General features: G+C 32.7%; 26 protein-coding genes. All 26 read right to left on the bottom strand.

Features of this window, described 5'->3' with window-relative positions; translation table 11 throughout:
- Window positions 1-178: 178 nt before the first annotated feature.
- A complete protein-coding gene (locus DI076_RS02225; RefSeq protein ID WP_108958426.1) occupies window positions 179-865 on the bottom strand; it encodes a hypothetical protein in 687 nt (228 codons plus the stop codon).
- Window positions 866-1081: 216 nt separating this feature from the next.
- A complete protein-coding gene (locus DI076_RS02230) occupies window positions 1082-2008 on the bottom strand; it encodes a hypothetical protein (protein WP_108958427.1) in 927 nt (308 codons plus the stop codon).
- A 201-nt stretch (window positions 2009-2209) separates the two neighbouring features.
- Window positions 2210-2947: a hypothetical protein gene (locus DI076_RS02235; protein ID WP_108958428.1), complete on the bottom strand. Its 738-nt coding sequence runs from the start codon at window positions 2945-2947 to the stop codon at window positions 2210-2212.
- Window positions 2948-3162: 215 nt separating this feature from the next.
- Entirely contained in the window at window positions 3163-3657 is a 495-nt protein-coding gene (locus DI076_RS02240; RefSeq protein WP_108958429.1) for a DUF8453 domain-containing protein, read from the bottom strand.
- Window positions 3658-3661: 4 nt separating this feature from the next.
- Window positions 3662-4123 carry a hypothetical protein gene (locus DI076_RS02245; protein ID WP_108958430.1) on the bottom strand — a complete coding sequence of 154 codons (462 nt, stop codon included), beginning with the start codon at window positions 4121-4123 and terminating at the stop codon, window positions 3662-3664.
- Window positions 4124-5278: 1155 nt separating this feature from the next.
- On the bottom strand, window positions 5279-5899 hold the full coding sequence (locus DI076_RS02260) for a YajG family lipoprotein (protein WP_108958433.1): 621 nt from the start codon (window positions 5897-5899) through the stop codon (window positions 5279-5281).
- Between the two features lie 214 nt (window positions 5900-6113).
- Window positions 6114-6884: a metallophosphoesterase gene (locus DI076_RS02265; protein ID WP_108958434.1), complete on the bottom strand. Its 771-nt coding sequence runs from the start codon at window positions 6882-6884 to the stop codon at window positions 6114-6116.
- A gap of 198 nt (window positions 6885-7082) precedes the next feature.
- Window positions 7083-7640, bottom strand: a complete 558-nt coding sequence (locus tag DI076_RS02270) for a hypothetical protein (RefSeq protein ID WP_135358372.1) — start codon at window positions 7638-7640, stop codon at window positions 7083-7085.
- A gap of 315 nt (window positions 7641-7955) precedes the next feature.
- A complete protein-coding gene (locus DI076_RS02275; RefSeq protein ID WP_108958436.1) occupies window positions 7956-8660 on the bottom strand; it encodes a hypothetical protein in 705 nt (234 codons plus the stop codon).
- Window positions 8661-8882: 222 nt separating this feature from the next.
- Entirely contained in the window at window positions 8883-9836 is a 954-nt protein-coding gene (locus DI076_RS02280; RefSeq protein WP_108958437.1) for a hypothetical protein, read from the bottom strand.
- A gap of 191 nt (window positions 9837-10027) precedes the next feature.
- Window positions 10028-10369: a YegP family protein gene (locus DI076_RS02285; RefSeq protein ID WP_108958438.1), complete on the bottom strand. Its 342-nt coding sequence runs from the start codon at window positions 10367-10369 to the stop codon at window positions 10028-10030.
- Complete coding sequence (locus tag DI076_RS02290) at window positions 10366-10944, bottom strand: ATPase (protein WP_167396495.1); 579 nt, start codon at window positions 10942-10944, stop codon at window positions 10366-10368. Before DI076_RS02290 ends, DI076_RS02285 begins: the two co-directional genes overlap by 4 nt.
- A gap of 403 nt (window positions 10945-11347) precedes the next feature.
- A complete protein-coding gene (locus DI076_RS02295) occupies window positions 11348-11773 on the bottom strand; it encodes a hypothetical protein (protein ID WP_108958440.1) in 426 nt (141 codons plus the stop codon).
- Between the two features lie 229 nt (window positions 11774-12002).
- The gene (locus DI076_RS02300; RefSeq protein ID WP_135358373.1) at window positions 12003-12638 is read right to left on the bottom strand and encodes a hypothetical protein; all 636 of its coding nucleotides are present in this window, start codon (window positions 12636-12638) and stop codon (window positions 12003-12005) included.
- 410 nt (window positions 12639-13048) lie between these two features.
- Window positions 13049-13609: a hypothetical protein gene (locus DI076_RS02305; protein ID WP_108958442.1), complete on the bottom strand. Its 561-nt coding sequence runs from the start codon at window positions 13607-13609 to the stop codon at window positions 13049-13051.
- 206 nt (window positions 13610-13815) lie between these two features.
- On the bottom strand, window positions 13816-14232 hold the full coding sequence (locus DI076_RS02310; RefSeq protein WP_108958443.1) for a putative toxin-antitoxin system toxin component, PIN family: 417 nt from the start codon (window positions 14230-14232) through the stop codon (window positions 13816-13818).
- Window positions 14232-14477: a CopG family ribbon-helix-helix protein gene (locus DI076_RS02315; RefSeq protein ID WP_108958444.1), complete on the bottom strand. Its 246-nt coding sequence runs from the start codon at window positions 14475-14477 to the stop codon at window positions 14232-14234. The genes DI076_RS02310 and DI076_RS02315 overlap by 1 nt, the downstream gene beginning before the upstream one ends.
- A gap of 115 nt (window positions 14478-14592) precedes the next feature.
- Entirely contained in the window at window positions 14593-15363 is a 771-nt protein-coding gene (locus DI076_RS02320; RefSeq protein WP_108958445.1) for a hypothetical protein, read from the bottom strand.
- 223 nt (window positions 15364-15586) lie between these two features.
- Window positions 15587-16234: a hypothetical protein gene (locus DI076_RS02325; RefSeq protein WP_108958446.1), complete on the bottom strand. Its 648-nt coding sequence runs from the start codon at window positions 16232-16234 to the stop codon at window positions 15587-15589.
- 212 nt (window positions 16235-16446) lie between these two features.
- Window positions 16447-17379 (bottom strand): hypothetical protein, encoded by a 933-nt coding sequence (locus DI076_RS02330; protein WP_108958447.1) that lies wholly within the window; start codon window positions 17377-17379, stop codon window positions 16447-16449.
- Between the two features lie 693 nt (window positions 17380-18072).
- Complete coding sequence (locus DI076_RS20255) at window positions 18073-18477, bottom strand: hypothetical protein (RefSeq protein ID WP_245918218.1); 405 nt, start codon at window positions 18475-18477, stop codon at window positions 18073-18075.
- Window positions 18478-18997: 520 nt separating this feature from the next.
- On the bottom strand, window positions 18998-19876 hold the full coding sequence (locus tag DI076_RS02340) for a hypothetical protein (protein WP_108958448.1): 879 nt from the start codon (window positions 19874-19876) through the stop codon (window positions 18998-19000).
- Between the two features lie 876 nt (window positions 19877-20752).
- Window positions 20753-23362, bottom strand: a complete 2610-nt coding sequence (locus DI076_RS02345; protein WP_108958449.1) for a DNA polymerase domain-containing protein — start codon at window positions 23360-23362, stop codon at window positions 20753-20755.
- Between the two features lie 53 nt (window positions 23363-23415).
- The gene (locus DI076_RS02350) at window positions 23416-23673 is read right to left on the bottom strand and encodes a DUF8156 family protein (RefSeq protein WP_108958450.1); all 258 of its coding nucleotides are present in this window, start codon (window positions 23671-23673) and stop codon (window positions 23416-23418) included.
- Window position 23674: 1 nt separating this feature from the next.
- A complete protein-coding gene (locus DI076_RS02355) occupies window positions 23675-24283 on the bottom strand; it encodes a hypothetical protein (protein WP_108958661.1) in 609 nt (202 codons plus the stop codon).
- 301 nt (window positions 24284-24584) lie between these two features.
- Entirely contained in the window at window positions 24585-24962 is a 378-nt protein-coding gene (locus DI076_RS02360; RefSeq protein WP_108958451.1) for a DUF8785 domain-containing protein, read from the bottom strand.
- Window positions 24963-25158: the final 196 nt, after the last annotated feature.

Consider the following 25158-nt stretch of genomic DNA (forward strand, 5'->3'; position numbering starts at 1 on the left):
CATTACGCATAACGAACTAGGGGAGACGACGTTCCTCGTAGCTGAGCCTGCGAATGCAGGCGTTAGCGTCGGCGCGTCTTCTTGCGGAGCGAGAAGCGTGACGGAGAGGAATGTGCCACAGGCCAAGCGAGGCCTTGTGCCGAAGCGGAGCGTTTCCCCGCTGTTATGCGTAGTGCCATTATACTTCAAAAAATTCTACTAAATTAATTATTTCTTTCTCTGATTTTATATTAAAAGAATTAATCCTTGGGATTTCAGAATTGGATTTTTCAAATGAAAATTGAATTTTTCTCATGTCCGAAAATATTAAATCTTTAGAAGAAGTAAAACCTATTTGAATTAATTGATTTTTTATTCTTTCTTTTAGTTCTTCATTGATTTTGAAGTTTACTATTTCCCATTTTGAAGTTTTAGAAACTTCTTCGAATTTTTTTAAGAGAAAACTATTTAGATATTCAATAAAAAATATTTGTAGATTCTGAATTAAGTTGTTAACTAAAAGAATTTTTGAAATAGGAATCGAATCCCCTTCTTTATTTTTTACATATTGGATAATAATGTCTGAAACACTAAGGTTTAAATTTTGAAGATCTTTTTTTATATTTTCGATAGATGCACTTGAAATTAGTGCAAATCCCGAAAACCAAAGACTATTATTTTTTAAAGAATCCGGTATTGTAGGATTGTCAAAATTTACTAATTCAATTATTGAATTTCGACATGAGAACATTGCACTTTTGAAGCTTCCATAATTTGTTACGGGATATATTATTGGAAAATCAAATTTTCTCTTAAACTTTTCGAAATCATTTTCTAAGTTTTTGGAATAAATAAGAAAGTGATCAAAACTTGATTGAATATTCATAACAAATAAATTGTTTTTAATTAGTATATTTTATGGCATTACGCATAACGAACTAGGGGAGACGACGTTCCTCGTAGCTGAGCCTACGTAGTAGGCGTTAGCGTCGGCGCGCTTCTTGCGATCGCAAGAAGGCGTGACGGAGAGGAATGTGGCGCAGCCCAAGCGAGGCCTCGTGCCGAAGCGAAGCGTTTCCCTGCTGTTATACGTAGTGGTGTATTAGAAGGTATAAGATAAGCTTAGATAAATACTTGTGAAAGTATCAGTTCTCGTTGAGTTTACAACATTGTCAATCGATACATTATTTCCAAAACCATCAAAAACAAACATTTTATCACTATTATTTTTTAAAGATAAGTGAGATTTATTATAAATATATCCTAAAGATATTTTATAATTACTTAAAAATGAGTAAGCTAGAGAAGCTTCAAAGTCGAAACCATGAATTTGAGCAATCGTGTTTTTGTCTTCTAGGAGAACACGTATGTAAGGATAAGTGAATCCGTCATTTCCACGATAATTATATGCTCTTTCATCTCGATAATTTCTATTTCCTAAAGTATAATAAGGATCAAAAGCTAAATTAAGTTTTATGTTTTCGTTGAGATCGAAAGAACTTCTAAGTGGGATTTTTAGCCCAATTGAGTTTACTTTTTCTTCATATGAGAAGGCAGTGCTTCTGTCTTGGGATAATCTATCAATTTTTTTAATTCCAATACCAAAGTAAAAAATTGTAGGATTATTTTGATTGTAATAGTAGAAGAAATTGAAATTGAATTCGTTTCTTCCTATGTTTCCGAATTGAATATTTGCATTATTAAATCCAATTCGATTTGCAGAAACTATATCATAGTTAGAATTAGCAATGTTGTAACTTAAAATATCAAATTCAAAACCATAGTTTTTACTCAAATCATTATATTTGATAAAGAATGGGTAGATAGTTCCAGAATTACCTTCCAATGGTTTTTTAGATGCATTGTTGATTTTTAAATATGAATATTCGTATGGAATGAAGTCGAATTTCATGGCCTTAAAACCGAATTCAGTTTTTGAACTAGGTTTGTTTTCGATTTTATTATCCTCAGCATTAATTTGAAATGCTAAAAGAATAAGAATTAAAATAACTATTAATTTTCTTTTCATATTTCCTTTTAAAATATTTTTACACCATTACGTATAACGAACTAGGGGAGACGACGTTCCCTGACCCTGAGTCCCTACGGGACGTTAGGGACTGGCATGTAGCTTGCGCAAGCAAGGCGAATGCCAGAAAGGGAATGTGGCGCAGCCCAAGCGAGGCCTAGTGCCGAAGCGCAGCGTTTCCCCGCTGTTATGCGCTGAAGCTTACTTAAAAATTAAGCCAAAACCAAATTCATTATATGTTTCGATTCTAGTATCATAATTCTTGAAAACTGAATTCATTATTTGATTTCGGAAAAGATCAGTTTGTGAATAAACTAGAATTTCTTGATTTATATTTTGGTAACTAGATGCTAACATACTATAGTTTTTTGAGACTTCCCTTTTATTGAAATACATAGAGCCTACGGAGAAGTAAAAGAAATAGTCACCATCAAAGATTAATTTATAACCTAATCCAGGAGAAATATAAAAAGTAGGTTCTAATGAAAATTCTGATTTATTGAAATTAAAAACAGGTTCTGCGTTTTGTTTATTTTCATAGAACATGTATTTAAGCCCTGAAGTCACGTTTGGCAAATATCCAATTGATAAATTAAAAAAGAAAGGTGAATCAAGAATAAAATAATTTAAAAATATTTTTCCTGAATTTTCAGTATTCTTTGTGTAAGTTTTGTAACCTGCTATCGGAAATACACCAATTTCATCAAAATTATTTGATTTTGAAAATTGAATAGATCCGCCGATTTCAAAAGAACTATTTAATGTGTAAGTTACACTTAGAAATGCGCCTAATAATGAATTAGCGAGATAATTTGTTCCAATAAACGTAGAATATTTTGTTTCAGCTCTAAATCTCTCCTGTTTCTGAATGAAACTTTCGGGTAATACTGGAAAAGTGAAGATTAGAAAAAGAAATGTTACCTTAATAAGATTTTTCATTTTGTTTTAAAATATATTTAAGCTTTTGCGCATAACGAACTAGACTTACCGAAGTTCCCTGACCCTGAGTCCCGACGGGACGTTAGGGACTGGCATGTAGCTTGCGTAAGCAAGGCGAATGCCAGAAAGGGAATTTGCCGGAGGCCGAGCGAGGGCTTGTCCCGAAGCGAAGCGGTAAGTCGCTGTTATACGATGGTTGCAATTATATATTTCTATTAATTTTCAAAGCTTGTATTATCATAAAACAAACTAAGGTTTATTTCTATTTCTTTAGTATAGATTTTTCCTGAAGAATTTGAATAGTTCATCTTGAATTTTATGATTTTATTATGGAGTTTTCTAGTTACCAAATAAGGGTAATTTATGTAAAATGATTCGTAGATTTGTTTTGAAGCCATATATTTAATGCCGTCTTTAATAAATCCAGGTTGAGGGTTGCCGACTATACCCGTCATTTCTTCAGGGTATTCTACGAATGTTAGATTATAGATGTCATTAGATGAATTGTTTTCTATAACGATTTTCATGAAACCTGATTTTATTCTTTCGAATCGTAATGATAAATCTGGTTTTAACATTAATTCTCTACTTTTTACCATTTCTGAATGCATCAAGCTATTGATGACTACATAGATTATTGTCACAAACAATAAGAGTAAAGATGATAATGCAGAAATAACATCTGAATTTTGGTTTATAAATTCAATCATTTATTTATTTTAAGAATATATTTATAACTATTACTTCTGAATTTTCTATTTCTTTTTTGTTATCTAAAGTAATTTTTTGAACTGGAAAAATATTTCTTTTAATTTCCTGGGCTTTAGCTTTTCCAGTATCCCAAATTTCTAATTTTAATGCTTCACTAAAAGTCATTTCGGGTATAGTTTCGACTGATTTATCCTTTGAATTTAAAAGGATCCAACCTTTGATTTGAATATAGTTCGGTTTACCTTTAAAAGCAGTATTTCTATATTTATTGAGTCGTTCTGAGTTGATTCCTTCGATAAACAATTCTTTACCAAAATATGTAACTATATATTTTTCACTTAAACTCGCTACATGTCGTTCAATAAAATCGTCAGCATCGCTTTCAGAAAGTGTTTCTATAAAAAATGGAAACCAGTATAACTCCTCATTACTTTTAAATTCAATTTCTACAAAGAATTTCATCATTCTATTTCCTTTTTTAGGTATATTTTGCAACTATCGTATAACGAACTAGACTAACCGACGTAGGCTGACCCTGAGTCCCAGCGGGACGTTAGGGACTGGCACGCAGTTTGCGGATGCAAACGAGTGACAGAAAGCCTATGTGTCGCAGACCAAGCGAGGGCGAAGTCCCGAAGCGCAGCGGTTAGTCGCTGTTATGCGAAGGTCTGCATTGTAAAACTGGTAAATTTAATTCATTCAAATTTTAACAATTTATAATATTTGTTTTTCCTTCGTTAAAATTAAGTTTTCAGATTTTTAAGTTCTTCATTCAGATTGCTATTTTCAGAAATGCGAATAAAGTTTTGCTTAATATTGTCTTTTTTAATTCGAAAGAATTAAGTATAATCACGCCAATTCTCATTAAAAATTTCTACTGTGGTATTGCCTTTGAAGGTTATTTTGAATATCCATCTATTCGTATTTGATTTATTGTATTTAGAATTATCGTAGATAATATTGTATCCTAATGGAAAAAATTCTTTTTGCAGTTTATTGCGATTTAATTTTTGGAATTCAATTTCTTTTTTTCTTGAATTGAAATAATTCATTTATTAAGAATATATTTTTAAAAAAGATTTTTAGTTAAAAGTCAGAATTGTTTTTTAAATTTTCTTCTACTGATTTGGCAAATTCGACGCATTTTAAAAAAGTTCCATTATAATCTTCTCCATAGCAAGATACTTCATTTCCTGAATTTCGTAGACCAAAACAATGATAAACTCCGTATGAAGTTTCATTACAATAGAATTTCCAATTTGGCAATTCTGTTGATTCTATTGGAATTTTGTATTGTTTCATAAGTATGCAGACTTTCGCATAACGAACTAGTCTTCCCGAAGTTCCCTGTAGCCGAGCCTACGAAGTAGGTGTTGGCGTCGGCGCGTCTTCTTGCTGGTCAAGAAGCGTGCCGGAAGGGAATTTGCCGTAGGCCGAGTGAGGCCTTGTGCCGAAACGTAGCGGGAAGACGCTGTTATGCGCAGTAGCGTTATTTACTTTTTGTTGTTTTTTTCTCTTCTATCGTCCAATTGCTTTCAGTCTTATCGGTTCTGCTTATATGTTTCAAATTATAGAGGCAATTTTGTAGTGAAAAAAATAGTAAACTAAAAATAACAAATTTCATAATGCATTGTTCTCCATTTGTATTTGATTAATTAAATCTACAATTTCAGGTAGAGTTTTTTTAGTAAGATTTTTTAAACTTCTATCAAGAGCAATAGGATATAATATATCGTAACACTGAATATTCATTACTTCACCGATAGATTTAAATCTTCGTTTGTAGATTTTGTTTTTATGGATTACGTGAACATTAATATCAATAACAGAAATAATATCAATAAAGAAGATTCCAATTTCCGGTTCCATGAAAAATTGATTCACTTGAATTTGAATTTCTGGTATATTTGTTCTAGACTCGTCAAAGACTTGGAAACCTAAGTTTTTTAGTTCAGTAATGAAAGCATTTTTTATGATTTCAGGACCCTTTGGTCTAGTAAAAACATGTCCCCCGTCAATACCCAATCCTGTTTTTTTCATTCCTTCGATGAACATGCCATCTTTAAATGCATCAGGATGGTCATCTGATTTTGTAAAAGAAATAGATATATTCCGAGAAGGTGCAGGGTTATAAATAGGATTTTCATATTCATATGCAACGGAAGCATTCATTAAAGAGCATTTTGAACATATAAAAAGTAAGAGAGATGATATTAATAACAATTTTGTTTTCTGTTTCATAGTTTTCCTGTAGTTTAATTTTAGCTATTGCGCATAACGAACTAGCCTTAACGACGTAGGCTGACCCTGAGTCCCTACGGGACGTTAGGGACTGGCCACGACACTTGCGCAGGCAAGGGGAGTGCCAGAAGCCTATGTGTCGCAGACCGAGCGAGGGCGTTAGTCCCGAAGCGAAGCGTTAAGGTGCTGTTACACGAAGTTGGTTTTTTGATGATTAAACTTCTATAATAGCAGACTTAGAAAAGTTATTTTTTTGGTCTTCATTCATGTATCCGAGAGGATTAGAAACAAATGTAGTATTTAACAACTTTTTGTTAACAGTTCTGTGGTAATGGCCAAAAATCCAAAAATCAATATTGTTATTAGCATAAATGTTTTCTAAGTTTGTTGCACAATAGTGATTAATTAGTTCATTCTTATCAGAATTTAGGATTAATTCAAAGCTTGGCAGTTGATGAGTAACCAAAATTGTTTTTCCCTGGAATGGCTTTGCGAGTTCACTTTCAATAAATTTAACAGAAATATCATGAAAAAGATTCGTATCTTCAATGGTGATTAATCTTTTTTCAATTTGTTTTTTAGAGTATTTGATTAGTTGGTAATCGTTACTTTTTGTCTCGAATTCATTTTTAAGATTTATAGGAATATTTGTCCATAGCGTGGAACAGATTAATCTAACGTTTTCAATTTCGATAGTCTTATTGTTTATTTTAAAATAATTTTTCGATATCTCTTTATAGTAATTTGGATAAGAATATAATACTTCTCCAGAATAGAATTCATGATTTCCTGGGACATGAATAACAAACTTGAATTGCTTTGTCCAATTTTCAAAAAATGTATCAGCATTCTTTCGATTATTATCTGAAATTATATCACCAGCCAGAACTAGAATTTCAGCATTTGGTATAATGTTGTTTTCTGATAGGAATTTTCTGTTTTCAGGAAACTCTAAATGTAAATCTGAGGCATATTGAATTTTCATTTTTAATGATTAGATTTAAACCAATTTCGTGTAACGAACTAGACTTACCGAAGTTGTCCGACCCTGAGTCCCAACGGGACGTTAGGGACTGGCATGTAGCTTGCGAAGGCAAGGCGAATGCCAGGAGGACAATTTGCCGAAGGCCGAGCGAGGCCTTGTGCCGAAGCGAAGCGGTAAGGCGCTGTTATGCGTAGTGTCTCATTGTTTTGATGGAATTTTAGATAATGAGTCAGATAACATGTATTCTAGTGCAGGAAAAGAAGAATTATGATATTTATTTCTTAATTCCCAATAGTTTTCATAGAATATTATGAATGGCAATGTAAGCCATCCACCGCATTCTATAAATGAATATTGAAAAGAATATTCATTAGATGTATGAAATATCATGGAGTTAATTTTGATATCAAAGTTAATATGTTTCCAATATGGAATTGTCCCAAATGATATAGTATTTAAAAATTTCAGGAATTTGATAGAATAATCATTATTCGAATTTATATTCGTTGTAATATTTAAATAAATAACGTTTTGATTTTTGGTTAAGGTATAAATTTTATCAATTACTTCAGATTCAGAATCAACAATAGCTAAATTTTCGAATCGAAATTTTGTTTCAAAGGCTTTTCGGATACTTTCCTCCATTCGATTTGAAAAATCTTGAGTATTTATATAGGGATTTGAGCTATATAAATTAAGATAATCGTATTTATATATAATAATGGTGTTTTTGTATATAGGCTGTAAGTTATTCAAGAAAATATAATTGAGTTCTTTTTTAGGCACTATATGTAAACAATTGAAATTTAAGAAAATTAAAAAGAGAAAAGGAAGTTTATTCTTTATCATTTGGATTTTGAATTTCAATGTTTCTGAGACATTACGCATAACGAACTAGACTAACCGACGTAGGCTGGCCCTGAGTCCCGGAACGGGACGTTAGGGATTGGCACGACGCTTGCGTAAGCAAGAGGAGTGACAAAAGCCTATGTGTCGGAGACCGAACGAGGGCGTAAGTCCCGAAGTGAAGCGGTTAGTCGCTGTTATACGATGTTTGCAATATTTTAATACTTAATTTATAGTTTGTAGTTCAGTTTTAAAGTTGTTTAATACTACTTCAATTTCCGAATCGATTTCATTCTCAAGTGGAGCGATATCGGTTGTCCAGCTTAAGGAACCGGGAAAATTATTTGCTTGTTCATAAAGTAGCAACAGATTATGAATTCTTTTCTTTAATTCAAAAACAGATTTATTGATACTTGAACTTAAATAGAGTTCATTTTTTAAATAGTAAGAATGAAATGAATTCCATGTTGACCTTGCTTCTTGGAAATCTAGCATTCGTAAATATTTTTTCATTTTATCGATTGAAATTTCTCTATTCTCATCAAAAGTTGCAATAATTTCTTTTATTTTACCATCTACTATATTTCTTTTTTGAAGAAAATTTTCTATATCTTTCCTTGAATATTCTTCGAATGTTAAGCTTCTAGTTAGTCCATATAGACTTCTGATATTTGAGTAACTATCTAGAAGTTGTGAATATAATTCAGAATAGACAATGTTTTTTTTCTCAATATAGATTCTTTTTTGAACTAGGTCTGTTTCGAATTGGTGTTTAATTTCTTCAAGGGTAGCACTAAGTTTGTGTTTATGATCTTCCAGAGAGTAATTAAACAAATTTCCTATGTATTGTGTGAAAAAAAGTTTTAATAAACCAAGAATTATTCCTGATCCTATAATTGAAGATATGATATTTTCCCAGTTAATAGACATTATTTTATTTGTTACTTCATATTTTTTTTTCTAGAAATTAAATTTTGCAAATATCGTATAACGTAACTAGCTTGCCGAAGTTCCCCGGAGCTGAGCCTGCAGGGCAGGCGTTAGCGTCGGCGCGTATCTTGCAAAGGCAAGAGACGTGACGGAGGGGAATTTGCCGTAGGCCGAGCGAGGGCGAAGTCCCGAAGCGAAGTGGCAAGCGGTAGTTATACGACGTTAATTATTCAATAGCGAAAATTTCTGGTAAATGAATGATTCACAACAATCGTGGGAAATTTCAGTTTCTTTAACCCTATATTTCTTTTGAAGGTTCTGAAAATCTGATTCCGATATTTTTGAATTTTTGTATGATAAATCCTTGAGTGTTGTTTTATGTAAAATTGATTCTAGTCCTTTAGCTGAAACATTAGATCCACTAAAATTTATGTATTTTAATTTTTTATTTTTTTCAAGTGCTCTAATAGAATTATCATCTATACTTGTTCCATAAAAAGAAATAATCTTTAATTTTTGTAGATTAGAGAAGTTCGGTTGATTATTCTTTTCAATAGGAGTTTCGTTGAAATAGAGAATTTCTAAGTTTTTAAGACTTAAATTTTTATCTAAAAACAAACACTTTGATTTTGTTCTACTTATAAATAATTCAATTAATTTAGTTGAATTTAATTGTGATAATAGCGAATCGGTAATAGGGTTGTCATCTAAAATTAGAATTTCTAAAGTTTTAAAATCCTTTAAGAAATTGATATCATTATCATTTAAGTTAAGGTTTTTGAGTGAAAGATTTCTTAAAGAATTTATATTTGAAAGTTTACTAATTTCATTTTTATTGAATTTGGAAGATTCTAAATCCAAGGCGATGAGATATTTGTAATTTGTAAGAAATTCTACTCCTGTATCAGAGAAATCTGTATTGTATGCTATAATTCCCTTTATCTCTTTTAGCTTTTTTAAAAGGTCTATCTGTTTCCGACTCAGTTTCATATTTGAAATATTAATTACTTTTTTCAGTTCATACAGCTTTTCGGCTTGGATATTTATAACATCATCTGCTTTTAAATTCAATTGTTCAAAAATATTCTTAATTTCTGAGCTATAGATACTCGTATTTGTTGCTAATAAAATACAGAGAATACCTATTACTTTAATTTTTTTGGTAGGCTTTTCCATTTATTTTCTCCGAGAAAATTTTTAATTAATGTCGTATAACGAACTAGACTAACCGACGTAGGCTGACCCTGAGTCCCGGACGGGACGTTAGGGACTGGCACGGAGCTTGCGTATGCAAGCGAGTGACAGAAAGCCTATGTGTCGCAGACCAAGCGAGGGCGTAAGTCCCGAAGCGCAGCGGTTAGTTGCTGTTATGCGAAGTTTGTTTTAAATGGAATTCTACGAAAATTGCTTTTCCTGGATTGTCTTCTTGAATTTCGAATAGCTCGCAAACATTCTGAACGAGTTTTGTATTTTTTTCCCTTTTCTATAATTTCTCGATCACTTGATATTACGCGATAGCTGTAAAATCCATCCTTACTTTTATACATTTCAACTTTATAGGCGACAGTTCTGATTCTTTGGTTTTGTAAAAAAACAATTTTTTGATTTGAAAGTTGGTGAGTATGTATAGCCTGTGCTACCCCTTCCTGAATGCTTTCCTTTAATTTATTTAAAATTGTTACTGATTCTTGTAGTTGGAAATTATTCATTGTTCTTCCTTTTCATTGAAGATCGAATTGTAAAGGTGTTCGTTTTTAATAATATTTTCAGATTTATTGAAGCACTCTGAGACCAAGATTGGCTCCCTACCTGAATTATCGTAGATTAAATAGGAATCTGCAAGAGGTATATACAATTTTTTTAGATTTTCCCTTCCTTTTTTAAATCTCCTTCTTATCGTTTCTTCAGGGATATTATGCCCACCATTTTCAACTCTCTGGCGAACTCGAGCACAAGCCAAATCGGAATTTTTAAGCGAAATGAATAAAAGTACGAATTGGAACCCTTTATTTTTTGCTTCAGCTATAAAATTAACAAATGAGCGCGAAGAAAGAGTTGATTCGAAGGCAATATTACCTTCTTCGCTATCAAGTAGATTGTCTAATTTCCTTAGCATAATTCTACCTGCCTTGATTGCTTGCTTTTCCACATCATTCGGATCTAATTCTTGGGCTATTATGTCAGCATTTACGAAAGTGATTTCTTTATCCTTTTCTATGTGTTTTAATGCGGTTGTGGTTTTTCCTGCTCCATTTGGACCGGCAAATAAATAAAGGGTACGCACCTTGACAACTTTTTTAAAAAATTCAATTGAAGCAACAAATTTCGCATAACGAACTAGTGTTACCGAAGTTCCCCGACCCTGAGTCCCGAAGGGACGTTAGGGACTGGCATGTAGCTTGCGAACGCAAGGCGAATGCCAGAAGGGGAATTTGGCGTAGCCCGAGCGAGGCCTTGTGCCGAAGCGAAGCGGTAACATGCTGTTATACGTAGTTCGGAAGTTATAGATTTCCAATATTAATTTTACCATTATTTTGAATTATTAGCTTTTTCCTGAAACTTATGTTTTCCTCATTTAAAAAAAGACTTACTTTTTTGAAATTTTATAGGGAAACTAAATTTAGTTTCGATTTTGCGTTTATTAAGAGTTTGATTTCCTTTTTTTTATTTTTTGAAGCATAGCTTACTTAGTTTACTTCCAATCTTTTAATATTTCCTAAAATATCGTTCCTAAATCTATAGAACAATTTCTTACCGCTAAACCAAATTGAATCAATATCTTCTATTTCCCAGTCTTTAGAATCAGCCCAATAGAATAATTCATTTTCTAATTTCATTATTGAGTCATATATAACTCCGTTGTAAGGATGATTCATTGGTTTATAATTAAAATCGTTTATCCCTTCAAATTTTAATTCTAACACCGAGTAGTTTTTAGATTGATTTTGAAAAATTATAGAGGCTGTTGATACATTATCAAAATGCATATTTAGGTCATTATCTACATAATCACTTGTAGAAATGTAAATGTCTCGAATGCAGCTATCGTGAAAGTTTTTAAATAGCATCATTACGTTATTGATATCTTCTTCGTTTTTTATTTCTTTCCACATAATTGTTGATTCTAAATATATTCTTTCGAATTACGTATAACGAACTAGACTTACCGAAGTTCCCTGACCCTGAGTCCCAACGGGACGTTAGGGACTGGCATGTAGCTTGCGTAAGCAAGGCGAATGCCAGAAAGGGAATTTGCCGTAGGCCGAGCGAGGGCTTGTCCCGAAGCGAAGCGGTAAGTCGCTGTTATGCGAAGTAAACCAAGTGTTCGGACAAAGTAAATAATTAAAAGTTGTTTAAATTATCTAATGAAATGAGTAAATTTTCTGAATAGAATCCAAATGGAACTTGAATTATTAAAAATAGAGCATAAGGATAATGTTGAGGTCCTTGCAGAAAAGCGTAAGAAAAACTAAACCAGGTTTTTAGTATAGAATCTGATAGATTAAATTCAAGTTGGTTTCCTAAGGAATAATTAATAGAAATTTCTTCCTTTTCGAAATTAAGGAAATTGCAATTGCTTATTTCGGAAAATCGAGACCCGTTCGGCATTTTTTTTTCACATATCTTGTAATCGATTTTATTTCTTTTTAGATCCTTGTTAATTCCGAAATATAGTATATTTGAACCTGAGATACTTTTGTATAAAGGAATATTTTTTTTCGATGTAATTTGCAGAAATCCATAATAACTTCCTTTTGGAATAGAAAAAGAAATTTCATTGTCTTTAAATGATTCGTCAAAGTAATAAATAGGCAAGAATTGTGAGTCATTTTTGTCGAAAGATTCTTTATCCTGAATATAGAACTGGATATTCAATTTATGATTTTCAGGATTCTGTACTTTAATTTTAATTAAAGAGAAATCATTCTCGAATGTTTTTAAAGGAGTTTCTTTTAACCGAGTTGCAGTACGAGACAAACAGTTCACGTTTACAAAAATTAAAATATATATAATAATTTTCTTTTTCATTTTGGATTTATTTTGGTTTATTTCGCATAACGAACTAGGGGAGACGACGTTCCCTGACCCTGAGTCCCGGAACGGGACGTTAGGGACTGGCATGTAGCTTGCGCAAGCAAGGCGAATGCCAGAAAGGGAATGTGGCGCAGCCCAAGCGAGGCCTCGTGCCGAAGCGCAGCGTTTCCCCGCTGTTATACGCCGTAAAAAATTGTTATGAAGAATCTTTATCCCATCATCTTTTAAAAGTTTATTTTTGGAAGGTGAATTTTGAGTCAGAAAATAAATAATAGATAATTTTCTTTAAAGTATGTGAACTATTAATCAAAAAATTTTGAAGAGGGCTATCTTTTTGTAAAGAATGTTTAAATTTATAATATTTCAACATCTTTGAATGGATTTTTTAAAATTTTGTCCATATCTTCAATTTTTTTATGAAGTTTTTCGGAGGTTACAGTGAAAACAACGACGTTATAAGCATAGTCGATTTTAAATAATTTTAAGTAATCAGTTTGTTTTTTGATAAGATTTTTAGGGTTTTTAAATGAAGAATATCTGAATTTTGAGAGTTTCTCGATAAAATTTGAAGTTTTCTCTTTAGAATAGCCAATCTTGTGAGCTATTTCATTTCTAATATTATTTAACTCCTTTATCAAAGGAATATAGCGTTTAATGAATGGAATATCTTCGGAAATCAATTCGAGCAATTGAATTATTTTGCTAAAGCTAAGTTTCAATGTGTTTAGTTTTTCTAATTTGTTATCAATTGCACCGATTGCATAATAAGTAATTTGTTCAATATACAGGTGGGTGGCTAAAAATTCAATCTCTTCCGATTTACCATAATCATGTTTAAGTAGTTTATCTAGTTCTAAATTAAATGAATCAATTATGGAATTTAGTTCTTCTTCGTTAAAAATATTTTTATTCATTTTTTATGGCGTATAACGAACTAGGCTTTCCGAAGTTGTCCGACCCTGAGTCCCAACGGGACGTTAGGGACTGGCATGCAGCTTGCGGACGCAAGGCGAATGCCAGGAGGACAATTTGCCGCAGGCCGAGCGAGGCCTTGTGCCGAAGCGAAGCGGAAAGTTGCTGTTATGCGACGTTGCGGGGAAGCGACACGGATGTCGCAATCTTAGCTAACTTCCTCTTTGATTTTTAAATATTCATCAGGCGTAATGATTTTTATACCCTTAATTTTTTCGAGAGTAAGAAGGTCTTTATCTCCAGTAATGATGAAATCCACCTTTGCTGAAAAAGCAGTTTCTAAAATATGAAAATCATCCCTGTCTCTTAAATTTAAATAATCCTTTAAAGGTTTATTTTTAATAATAGTGGTCACATTTCTTATTTCTTCAATAGTAAACTGAATAAAATCATTCGGAATTTTAAACTTAGGTTTAGCTAAAGTTTCTTCAATTTCATCGAGAATTTCATTTGAAATATATCCAACAAAAACTTCATCTATTAAATCTTGTAGAACTAGTTTAGGTTTTCCATTAAATAAAATCGCAGAAATGTAAATGTTTGTATCTAAGAGAACTTTAAGCATTAAGAAGCTTTTCTATTTTTTCTAACAGCTTTAATTTCTCCAAAAATGTCAGCTTCTGTAAGATTTGATTTTTCTACTGACTTTGTACCGTAATCGAAGATAGCTTGCCACTTAGATTTTTTCTCAATGTAAGTCCTTGCTGCCTCACGAATCAGTTCAGATCTGGATCTATGTTCTCTTTTTGCAATTTTATCAATTTCCTTTAAAAGTGCTTTTTCGAAAGAGATATTAACTGTCTGATTCATAATTTTCCATAATATACAAGATTTGTATATTTGTCAAGTTTCTATTTTTTAAAGATTTCTTACAAACGCCACACGGATGTGGCGATTCTTCCCCGCTGTTATACGCCGTTTGTTTTTATTGGTAAATTTTAGATTTTTCTTTTTCCATTTCAGCAATAAATGTATTTATGTTTTCGAGAGTAAATTTATATAAATTCGAAGATCTTCTTATTAAATTCTTTACTGTATTATCTGATTGCTCTGTGTATTCAACCATATACATTCCTTCTTTCTGTTTATATAAGCCAATTTGACCTTCATGAAAATTTTCTTCCCATAGTTTTTTTCTCTTAAATCGATATTCTCCATTTATTATTGGAATTCCTCTATGTAGCCATGTATTTCTAAATTCGTTTAAATTTATAAACTCCGGTTTTTTATTGATTGTAATAATATAATTGTAAAATGAACTTTTTGAATCTAAAACATTGATTTCTTTTGAAATGTCTTTAGGCGATTTGTATTTAAATTCTAATGGTTGATTTTCTTTAAAATATAGATGCCAATATCCAGATGAAAGATGGTTCTGCGTTGTTATAAGGGCAATTATCGCATAATCAAGGAAATACCGCATTTTGTGAATAGCGGCTCTTTCATAATTTTCTCCATTCAATTTAGATTTTTTTTCAATTAAATATTCCTTTATAGCTTCAAAATAAGAATGGTAACAAGATTGTAATGTGTCAGCAATATCTCGTGCACACACTGATGCAAGGTAATAATAACCAAAATCCTTTTCTACATGGAATGTAAAAAGTTTGATTAATTCATTCCATCTCTGTGTAGGAGTTGGAAAAAGATTATGTATAAATTTGGTATCTTTTTCATTTATTTTGTATTTTTCCATATATTTTAACAAATGGCGTATAACGAACTAGACTTACCGAAGTCCTCCGACCCTGAGTCCCGGTGACGGGACGTTAGGGACTGGCATGTAGCTTGCGTAAGCAAGGCGAATGCCAGGAGGAGGATTTGGCGTAGCCCGAGCGAGGCCTTGTGCCGAAGCGAAGCGGTAAGTCGCTGTTATACGACGTTTTCAATTTGTAGTGTTTTTGCATAATTTTTACAAATTATATTTCTTCAATTACAAAGTGAATTGAATTTTTAACAGTCTTGTATCCAGAAATAGACATAGGAATAGGTGCAAGATAACTAGTTGGCGTTTGCGCGACAAGAGACAAGAAAGTAAGTCCATAAGTGAGAAAAGTTTTATCTATGTCTATTTTTTGATAAATTATATTATTAAAAATAATTTTGGTCGAATTTTTAGAGAAATCTAAATATTTGCATTCTAAGTTCTGAGGGTAAAGATCAGACTTATAATCTAATTTTAGACAGTCTTTTCTATTAAATAAATTTAAGTTTAAAATAGCAGATTCATTTTTTTGAAAAGGTCTAAGGGTGTTATATTTTAAAGTTATTTGAGCGCATAGAGAAGTATCACCAACTATAGGAATTATTAAATCTTTGGGTTGATTAATATGTAATTCCTGAAATAAATCCGAACAATCGAATTCTGTATCACTCTTCCAGTTCATTTTATAGAAATAGATATCAAGAAGAAGTGGATAATTTTCAAAGTTGTTAAAATTTAGAACTAATTGTTTAGAATTAGAATTGTATTTACTGTTTTCATTATTATAATCATTGAAATTTTGATAACTAACGCAGCTAAATGAGAGTAGCGCTATTATTAAGAATTTATTTTTATTTTTCATATATATTTTTTTTAGATTTATTTTGAAAATGTCGTATAACGAACTAGCCTTCCCGAAGTTGTCCGACCCTGAGTCCCGGACGGGACGTTAGGGACTGGCACGTAGCTTGCGTATGCGAGCGAGTGACAGGAGGACAATTTGGTGCAGCCCGAGCGAGGCCTTGTGCCGAAGCGTAGCGGGAAGGTGCTGTTATACGCTGTTGCAAATGGTAATTAGGCAATTTCCTTATTTTTCATTGTATTTTCTGAAGTTATTAATTCTTTTAAGACTTCTTGGAATATTGATTCATTTTCTGTATAATAAGTTGCAAGTAAGGCGTACATTTTGAAATTTGCTTCTGTTATTTTATCGTAATAATATTTTTCCTGTTTTCTACTTTCAAAGAAAGATTTGAGAAAAAAGTAAGACAAATATTCTAATATTAAAACTAGAATACCTTTTGATATGAAAGGTAAGAAATAGCGTGTAAATACATAGAGTGAATTGTCAAAATATTGATATTCAAAAATTTTTCCATTTTCCATATAATTAATAAGATTACTTGAATTAGTAAATATCACAATAATTCCAAAAATAAATAGTATGTTCCCGAATAGTACGGAAATGTAAGAGTAGAATTTTAGATTATTGATCTCATCTTCCAATCTTGATATATGATTATTAAAATATTTAAGGATTAATTCTAGAGAATAGAGGCTTCCTTCGCCGTTAATATCAACGGTCTTATTTTCGCCTTTCTTTTCAATTAAACGTATACGATCACTTATTAGTTCCTTTTTAGAATTAAGGTATATTTTGAATAGTTTTAAGTCTTCTGATTTTACTTCTTCATCAAAATTGATTAATGGAGGTTTATCATAAGGAGAAAGTATTGGTATAGTTGTTATTAATTCATTTATTCTTAACCAAAATTTCTTTGGATCCTCGTCTGTATTTTTTTCTATTTTGAAAATAATATCATTAATTTCTGTCAAAAGTTTTTGTAATTCAGATAATTCAATTTTTCCACGAATTCGAAAAGGATTCGGAATTGGAATTTTAGTTTCGTTTTGCTTTGTAGATTGTTTTGATAACTTAAATACTATATATATTAAGGTTGTAAATGTTAATGTATATAATATGTATTCTATTTTCAGATTTTCCATTTTATTCCTTTTGCAATAGCGTATAACGAACTAGCTAACAGACGTAGGCTGACCCTGAGCCTCGCAGAGGCGTTAGGGACTGGCACGTAGTTTGCGTATGCAAACGAGTGACAGAAAGCCTATGTGCCGAAGGACAAGCGAGGGCGCAAGTCCCGAAGCGCAGCGGTTAGCGTATGTTAATTGCAGTGTCCAAGATATAGAAAAGATAAAATTAAGAAAGAATCAAGGCCAAAAATGTTGGTAAGAGATAAATAAAGTCGACTCTTTGTCTTTGATTAATTTTCGCTGAAATATCCCAAACAGAGCATATTAAAACAGAACTGTGAGTAAAATAAACAAAGTATTAGAATAATGAGAAAGACGTAAACAGAATGAAAGCTTTAATAAAATCTCTTTAAATAAAGATTCAAAATCAAACTCGGCTTTCTCAGAGCATGACATAGAACATGAAATTTCACAAACAGCGAAAATTTAAACAGAAACTTCTAAATCACTTTTTGGACATTGCAATTAACGAACTAGCCTTAACGACGTAGGCTGACCCTGAGTCCCGGAACGGGACGTTAGGGACTGGCACGTAGTTTGCGGATGCAAACGAGTGACAGAAAGCCTATGTGTCGCAGACCGAGCGAGGGCGAAGTCCCGAAGCGAAGCGTTAAGGTGCTGTTATGCGCAGTAATTTCTTTAATAGAATCAAATTGCCAATCCCGCTGATAGATAAAATTGCTGATAAATGGAATTTCTTAATGATCTATCATTAAAAAAGTTATCAAAAAGATAATTTTCGAGCATATAAGGTAAGTTACTACCATAGTAATCAGGATTGTAAGTAAAATGTTGGTTAATTTTACCAGCTTCAATGTATCCACGTTGATATTCGAAAGCAATCAAAATGGAGCTACTTACTTCATGCCTAAATCCAATTCCGAGAGAACTAAAGACTCTATCATCGAAGATTGTTTTCATTGAAAATGGTTGGGGAGTAATATTGTTAGCTCGAATGATTGCAAAATTGTTTCTTTCGACTGAAAATCCTTTTTCAATTCCAATGTTGAAACTAGTATAAATGAATTTCCAAAGGAAATAATGTAAATTCAAAGTAAAAGTTTCAGAATTTTTTGAAGTAGAAAATTGGTATAATCTAGTTGTAGAATAAGAGCTAGTAGGAATAGATTCTAGACTTTTTTCACTATTTTTTCCAATTCAATAAGTTACTCCAAGGTAGAAATTATTAGTAAATCCGTATAGAAATTGTAAATTAACGGAACTTTCTGTTTCTCTTGATGGTTTATCAAAAGTAGTGTTAATAATCCAAGGGGAAATGAGGAAGTGATATTTTTTTCTTTCAACATCATTTGGAAATACTGGCGAAGCAAATAAGAGAACAATTGGTAAAGCAAGTAATCTAATTTTTTTAATCATTATATTTTTTTGAAATTATTGCGCATAACGAACTAGGGGAGACGACGTTCCCTGACCCTGAGTCCCAACGGGACGTTAGGGACTGGCACGGAGTTTGCGAATGCAAACGAGTGACAGAAAGGGAATGTGTCGCAGACCAAGCGAGGCCGTAAGTGCCGAAGCGCAGCGTTTCCCCGTTGTTATACGAAGTCACGAATTATAGACCAGTAGTGTTATAGTTACCTAGATTTAAAGTGATGTTATTAAATTCTTCCGTATCTTGAATGTCATATTTTTTGAAAGCCTTCGCTTTATATGTTACTATAACATTATAAGTATCCAATTTAGTCTTTTTTATTTCCGATTCTCCGATTTTTAATACATCAACATTGATAATTTTTGGGTTTCTCTCATTGATATTGTGAGTTATATACCAACAATTTTTTGTTAAATCATTATATTTTTTATATAAGTTTTTATTTTTAAGATAGGGTATATCGATATTTGGTAGATTTTCTAGGCCAAATAGATTTTTTTCAAACCATTCATGTGTTTTTTTATCTATAATTAATCTATTTAATTTATCACCACTCATTATTCTTGCATTGTTTATTATAGCGGGTCCAAAAATGTTATGATCATATCCAAAAATAGAATCTGTAGTTATAGCATACCTAATAGAAATAGGTCCTAACATTTTTCTTATTTTTTCCATGCGGTGAAATGAATTAAAATACTTAAGTTGAATATTGAAATAAAGTAAAAATATTAATGCGTTTAATGGATTTTCAAACGTTAAGAATCCACCATCACCGGTAGAAATTAATTTTGTGTAGATTTCCTTCTTTTCCTTTTGAAAAATAAAAGAATCAAATGTAGCCGCAAAAATGCTACTTTCTCTAAGAAGATCATCAAATAGGAATGGAATGATATCTTGATCTTGATTTTTATATTGGCTATAATGGTAGATGTCGAAGCCTAAAACTGAAATATTTTTTTTTCGTGTATCAAAATACTTTTTAAGTGATTCTTCAGACTTTAAATCAGAACTTTCTTCAATTTTGTTTATCAATTTATTAATGGCTTTGTATTTCATATTTTTTTCGTGATTTCGTATAACGAACTAGCTAACAGACGTAGGCTGACCCTGAGCCTCGCAGAGGCGTTAGGGACTGGCACGTAGTTTGCGTATGCAAACGAGTGACAGAAAGCCTATGTGCCGAAGGCCAAGCGAGGGCGCAAGTCCCGAAGCGCAGCGGTTAGCGTATGTTAATTGCAGTGTCCAAGTTATAGAAAAGATAAAAATAAGAAAGAATCAAGTCCAAAAATATTGGTAAGAGATAAATAAAGTCGACTCTTTGTCTTTGATTAATTTTCGCTGAAATATCCCAAACAGAGCATATTAAAACAGAACTGTGAGTGAAAAAAGCAAAGTAATTGAATAATGAGAAAGACGAAAACAAGATAAAGACTTTAATAAAATCTCTTCAAATAACCATTCAAAATCAAACTCGGCTTTCTCACAGCATGACAAAGAACATGAAATTTCACAAACAGCGAAAATTTAAACAGAAACTTCTAAATCACTTTTTGGACATTGCAATTAACGAATGATCTCTGTGATGCGTTTAAAGTTTTTTATTGTTTATAAAGCGCTTTAGTGGTTAGCTTTATTTCTTTGTGTGATTTTTGTATTTCGTTTAACAATCATAGTTATTGTATTATTCGCATTGTATTTTTGGTACTAATTTTGTATAGAATTAGCGCTTACCTTTTAATGGGACATAATAAGCCGCTTGTCTGCGTTTTGGTTTAGGGATTGGCATAGCTTCGCCCCCTCAGTCCCATTGAGTAAAAAGTGAATCTGATTCTTGATTCGAATATTTTGAGTTCAAATATTTTTTTGTTTGGCGGTGATTTTTCTCATTTAACAAGAAAATCTTTTAGTTATTTTATTAAAAAATTTTGTGATTTATGCAATAAAAATGGAGTTTGCTTTATTGATGGTTTTGGTATAATTTTCATCTTTTTGAAATGAGAAGGGCAAAAAGCTTTCTTCGCTAATTAGAATATCAAAGTTTTTGAAAGTGGAGATTCCGATCCAAATTTCTTTGAAACATTTCACTAATAGATTTCTGTAGTATTTTTCATCATATTTTGGTGTTTGGTTGGTCATTTTTTTTAGATTTGGAATCCAATTTGTAGAGTTGTTTTGTGGATTGCTTAGAAACTGATCAATTCCATTTGAATGTAAGATTGTAGTATTTTCGCTTATCCTGTTTTTCTTTTCTTTTGTTTGGGAAGTAGGATTTCTTACATTCTCATCTTCTTGGTGTTTTTGGTTCTTGAATCGATTTATTTCAGGATTGATTCTTGGGAGAGGCTCCATTTTGGTTTCTTTTCTGGTGGAATTCATTTTTTCATTATGATTTAGTTTTTTTTCCATTCGTTCTAAAGTTAGATACCTCTCTCCTTTTTTTTCAGATTTTTGGTTGATTACAATGTATTTGATTTTTTCACCAGCTTGGACACGAACACCCATACTAAGTAGGTCTTTAACGGCTATGGTACTAGGTGCATCAACGGTATAATCTTCTGGTTCTTTTGAAGTCGATTTTTGGATTACCAAGTCTTTCCAGTTAAGGTCGCCTGTTACAAGTTTGTTGTCGTGATGATAAAAGATTTTCATGATTTCAGATTCTTTTTTTTGCATTTCATCAATTGTTTTGAATTGGCACATCCATTGGATCATTTGGTTTTGCGCATCACGAATTAATTTTGGAAAGTCTTTCCTTCTTGTGATGATTCCCCTGCCTTTGAATTGACCATTGGTAAATCTTCCCATATAACGGTTTGCTACTGGTAGTTTTTCATCTTGTGTAGAAGGTGGAAAACATAACCAAGAATAAATCCCTTCTACTTCCATTCGAATTTTTGTACGTTTTTCAATTTCTAAACAAAGGAATGTTAGGTCTTCTTTAGTAATGGGACTATGATCCTTTTTCTGAATGAAGATACTATCTGTGATTCCATGTACAACCTTGTAATCATATTCTTCTGATACTTCTTTGGCGGTGATCAGTTTTTCTCGGCCAAAAGCTGTGACGGCTTCATGGCTTTCGAGTTTTCCAAATTTTGCGTTTCGGTAACCTAAATAACCGAAAGAGGTTACTAACATCCATTTTAAACTTGATTGTTTAGATTGGATATTAATGGCATTGGGATGATTGTTTTTTTTTTGTTCTTTATAGTGATTTCGTCTTTGGACTATGTGAGCCAATGCTTCCGAAACGATGCCTTTCCTTTTCGAACAAATTCGATAACCAAGTGAAGGAACCTTTTCTATGTCGGTTGAGTTTTCGCAACAAAGACAGTTGATGGTTTCAGGTGAGATGTTATGAGTTACCATGATACTCGGATACATTTGGGAAAAATCGAGTTGGGCTACGTTTTCTAATACAAATCCATTTGATATATCAGCTTGGAAAACCAGCCCTCCTTTGTCAGCATTTAACAACTGTAAGGCAGATTTTTCTGATTCAAGAGCACTTTTTTGCCATGGCACAAGGTAGTTCTTACGAAGGGCAACATCAACTTCAATGTAAGTGAGTGCTTTTCCCGTGGAAGCTCTTGCCATTTTTTGAACAGGTAATCTAGAAATACGAGAAAGTTCAATGATTCCGATTAGTTCTGCTTCTTTGTATACAAAACTATTTCTGGAATCAATATGCCATCTACCAAACAATGGATAGGAAGGTGCTCTGTATACAATGGTGCCGTAAGTGTTGAAACTTGTTCCCTGTGTTTGGATGGAACGCCTAATCAAACTTGTTTTATCTCTATCGAATTCAGTGGTTAGGTGGTTTTCTTGGGCTGTTTTGAATAAATAGGGAAAAATGACTTGGTCACCAAAAGATGATAAAACAATGTCTGGATTGTGTTTTAGAAAGATTTCGTTTAGTTTTTTGATGAGTGTGATTCCATTGCCCGTGGGGATATTGTAGTTTTCATTGGAAGTTTCGATGATTAAGTTATTTTCACTGAAGGGGTGTCTATGGCTTTTTTCTAGGTAAAGAGAAATTGCACGTAGTTCTGGAACTTCATAGTCTAACTCATTTATTTCGGTGAGGGATTTAATGATTTTGATTTGATTTAATCTATTTTTAGAAACTTCATACTCTATCGTAACATAACAAAGAGGATAAATATTTTTATCTACCATGTACCCTGTTGTGATTTCAATATCGGAATGGTAGATATCATATTTACCATACAGGTTAAAAAGTTTGTTTGTGATTTTAGGAAGGAGTTGTGGTTTCGATATGACAAGTTTTAAAACGGGTATTGTTTTGTTTTGGTAAAACAGTGTTTTTTCTGTGAAGTTTGGAATTTCTGCTAAGGCATCTAATTCATAAAATCGTTTGACTAGTTTTTTTAAAATAGTGGGGGAAGCATTTGCATAAATGACGGGAAAGTATTCATCAACAAATAGTTTTAATTCACCTGAGTCAGATTTGATCCAAATGTAAATTTTTTGTTCTGAATGATAGATATCAAATAGATAACCATTGTAAGTTTCCATTTTGAGTTGGACTTTAATTTATTTCAGAAGTATGTTTTGGGAATTAATATTCGCTATAGTTTAGTTTCTTCCGGAATTTTCCTTTTTAATTCATTTAACTCTTTTTTTAATTCAATCATCATCGATAAAAGCATGGAATCGATTGGATAGGGGAGTGACGCCATCACACCAGCTTGCACCTGTAATTTGGCTATTCGAATGAGATCATCATAAATCTCTTGGTCCACTTTCCTGAGTGCTCTTCTGAAATCAGATAAGTTTTCTTCGATTTGTAACATTTGACGTGAATAAGGGGAAATGGTTCTGCCCATTTTATGCTCCAGTGATAGATGTCTTTCTTGTGCGGATCCTTGAGAGTCCTTTTTCTGTTTTGAGTTCCCATAGGGTTTGAGAAGCCCGTAAAAGTTTTGGGAAAAAAATTTTAAAATTTTTATGAGAATAGGTCCATGATTCAATGATAAGGAGAGGGACATTTTCTGTTGGAAATTTTTCAATAAAACCAAGCATCAAATTTAATAAATAAATTCCTTCGTCATCTTTTACGTCTCCATCCAAAAATTGTTTACAAGGGGCTAACAAGAAATAGATGGTGTTTTCTCTTTTTTCTTTCAAAATATGTTGCAGAGCGTCTAGTATTTGGTAAGGGGTGAAGGCCCTTTGGATCTGAATTTGTTCTAAAAAAGGTTCTGGTGCGAGGTTTTGTTTTCTTGTTTCTTCTGTGATGGTGAAGGGATTAAATCGGATGGCACAATCCAAGTTAAACACCTGGAAACCAGAACAAACCAGTGCGTATTGCCAATAGTGGGCAAGTTTGTACATCCCCCTTTCTCCCGTCAGAAGTCCCAAATCCTTTTGGTTCCAGTTTTGGATGGGTTCGTAGATATTTGTGGAAGAGTAGTGGGTTTGTTCCGCGAGATCCATGATACTACTTATATGTATAGTAAAAATATGTAAAGTGAAATTTTCCTCCTTATCTTTTTTCACTCCCTGTAAAAATCCGAAGGACAGGATTTAAAGAGACATAATCCAAAAAAAATAGCTAAGATCAGTTCTGAAACCAGAGCGAATCCAAGTGGACTCAATGAAAATCAAATGTTTGAAGGGAAGTAATCGAGTAGAAGGTGGAATGGAAACATGAAAATAAACATTGGATGTAAAAAGAAAAATGAAAAACGACCAACATCGATGAATGCACGTTTGGTGGTCGTTTGTGTGAGGAAACTTAGAGAGGTGGAACTTCTCCAACAGTTTTTACACCCGTTACAAAATACCTGGTTTCGGCAAAACAGCTGAAAGGAACACCAATGTGTTCTTCGTATTGTAATACCACACGTTTGCCAATAGAACCATTCAATTGTTCGGCAATCGATTCATCACGGATACTGAAATAAAATTTTTCAGTCATCGTGCCTGGCATGGTCACAAGTGCCATTTCACCTTCCCAAGTTTTACAAACCCAACCCTTTTTGGAGAGTTTTTGGATGTAACCGGCACGGTCCCCTTCCGAATAACTCCAAGTGAGTGTAAGCCAAGTATAACCCGCAAACAGAATCGCGAGTAGGATGAGGAATAAACTGAAACGAACGATGAATTTGCCCATATATTAATGCTGAAGTATGCCACTGGAAGTAAAACTTTCAAGACAATATTTCTTCGAAACTTGGAAACAAAAGTTTGGAAATTGAGTTTGCGCCAAGGATATGGAGGGCTTGGTCTGCCCTAGGCAGACGGGAGCGAACGCGCACCCCGGAGTAGCCTGGTCCTTTCACGAGAATGGTTTGGTGGTGGATCGAATG

This window comes from Leptospira ellinghausenii, from assembly GCF_003114815.1.
Lineage (GTDB): Bacteria > Spirochaetota > Leptospiria > Leptospirales > Leptospiraceae > Leptospira_A > Leptospira_A ellinghausenii.

What these genes read in the sequence shown, in the direction of transcription:
- DI076_RS02305 (WP_108958442.1), bottom strand. Translation starts at nt 13,609, where the DNA reads ATGAATAAAAATATTTTTAACGAAGAAGAACTAAATTCCATAATTGAT.
- DI076_RS02240 (WP_108958429.1), bottom strand. Translation starts at nt 3,657, where the DNA reads ATGATTGAATTTATAAACCAAAATTCAGATGTTATTTCTGCATTATCA.
- DI076_RS02225 (WP_108958426.1), bottom strand. Translation starts at nt 865, where the DNA reads ATGAATATTCAATCAAGTTTTGATCACTTTCTTATTTATTCCAAAAAC.
- DI076_RS02275 (WP_108958436.1), bottom strand. Translation starts at nt 8,660, where the DNA reads ATGTCTATTAACTGGGAAAATATCATATCTTCAATTATAGGATCAGGA.
- DI076_RS02315 (WP_108958444.1), bottom strand. Translation starts at nt 14,477, where the DNA reads ATGAATCAGACAGTTAATATCTCTTTCGAAAAAGCACTTTTAAAGGAA.
- DI076_RS02360 (WP_108958451.1), bottom strand. Translation starts at nt 24,962, where the DNA reads ATGGGCAAATTCATCGTTCGTTTCAGTTTATTCCTCATCCTACTCGCG.
- DI076_RS02260 (WP_108958433.1), bottom strand. Translation starts at nt 5,899, where the DNA reads ATGAAACAGAAAACAAAATTGTTATTAATATCATCTCTCTTACTTTTT.
- DI076_RS02285 (WP_108958438.1), bottom strand. Translation starts at nt 10,369, where the DNA reads ATGAATAATTTCCAACTACAAGAATCAGTAACAATTTTAAATAAATTA.
- DI076_RS02355 (WP_108958661.1), bottom strand. Translation starts at nt 24,283, where the DNA reads ATGGATCTCGCGGAACAAACCCACTACTCTTCCACAAATATCTACGAA.
- DI076_RS02340 (WP_108958448.1), bottom strand. Translation starts at nt 19,876, where the DNA reads ATGAAATACAAAGCCATTAATAAATTGATAAACAAAATTGAAGAAAGT.
- DI076_RS02280 (WP_108958437.1), bottom strand. Translation starts at nt 9,836, where the DNA reads ATGGAAAAGCCTACCAAAAAAATTAAAGTAATAGGTATTCTCTGTATT.
- DI076_RS02330 (WP_108958447.1), bottom strand. Translation starts at nt 17,379, where the DNA reads ATGGAAAATCTGAAAATAGAATACATATTATATACATTAACATTTACA.
- DI076_RS02350 (WP_108958450.1), bottom strand. Translation starts at nt 23,673, where the DNA reads ATGGGCAGAACCATTTCCCCTTATTCACGTCAAATGTTACAAATCGAA.
- DI076_RS02345 (WP_108958449.1), bottom strand. Translation starts at nt 23,362, where the DNA reads ATGGAAACTTACAATGGTTATCTATTTGATATCTATCATTCAGAACAA.
- DI076_RS02265 (WP_108958434.1), bottom strand. Translation starts at nt 6,884, where the DNA reads ATGAAAATTCAATATGCCTCAGATTTACATTTAGAGTTTCCTGAAAAC.
- DI076_RS02320 (WP_108958445.1), bottom strand. Translation starts at nt 15,363, where the DNA reads ATGGAAAAATACAAAATAAATGAAAAAGATACCAAATTTATACATAAT.
- DI076_RS02235 (WP_108958428.1), bottom strand. Translation starts at nt 2,947, where the DNA reads ATGAAAAATCTTATTAAGGTAACATTTCTTTTTCTAATCTTCACTTTT.
- DI076_RS02245 (WP_108958430.1), bottom strand. Translation starts at nt 4,123, where the DNA reads ATGATGAAATTCTTTGTAGAAATTGAATTTAAAAGTAATGAGGAGTTA.
- DI076_RS02310 (WP_108958443.1), bottom strand. Translation starts at nt 14,232, where the DNA reads ATGCTTAAAGTTCTCTTAGATACAAACATTTACATTTCTGCGATTTTA.
- DI076_RS02325 (WP_108958446.1), bottom strand. Translation starts at nt 16,234, where the DNA reads ATGAAAAATAAAAATAAATTCTTAATAATAGCGCTACTCTCATTTAGC.
- DI076_RS02230 (WP_108958427.1), bottom strand. Translation starts at nt 2,008, where the DNA reads ATGAAAAGAAAATTAATAGTTATTTTAATTCTTATTCTTTTAGCATTT.
- DI076_RS02295 (WP_108958440.1), bottom strand. Translation starts at nt 11,773, where the DNA reads ATGTGGAAAGAAATAAAAAACGAAGAAGATATCAATAACGTAATGATG.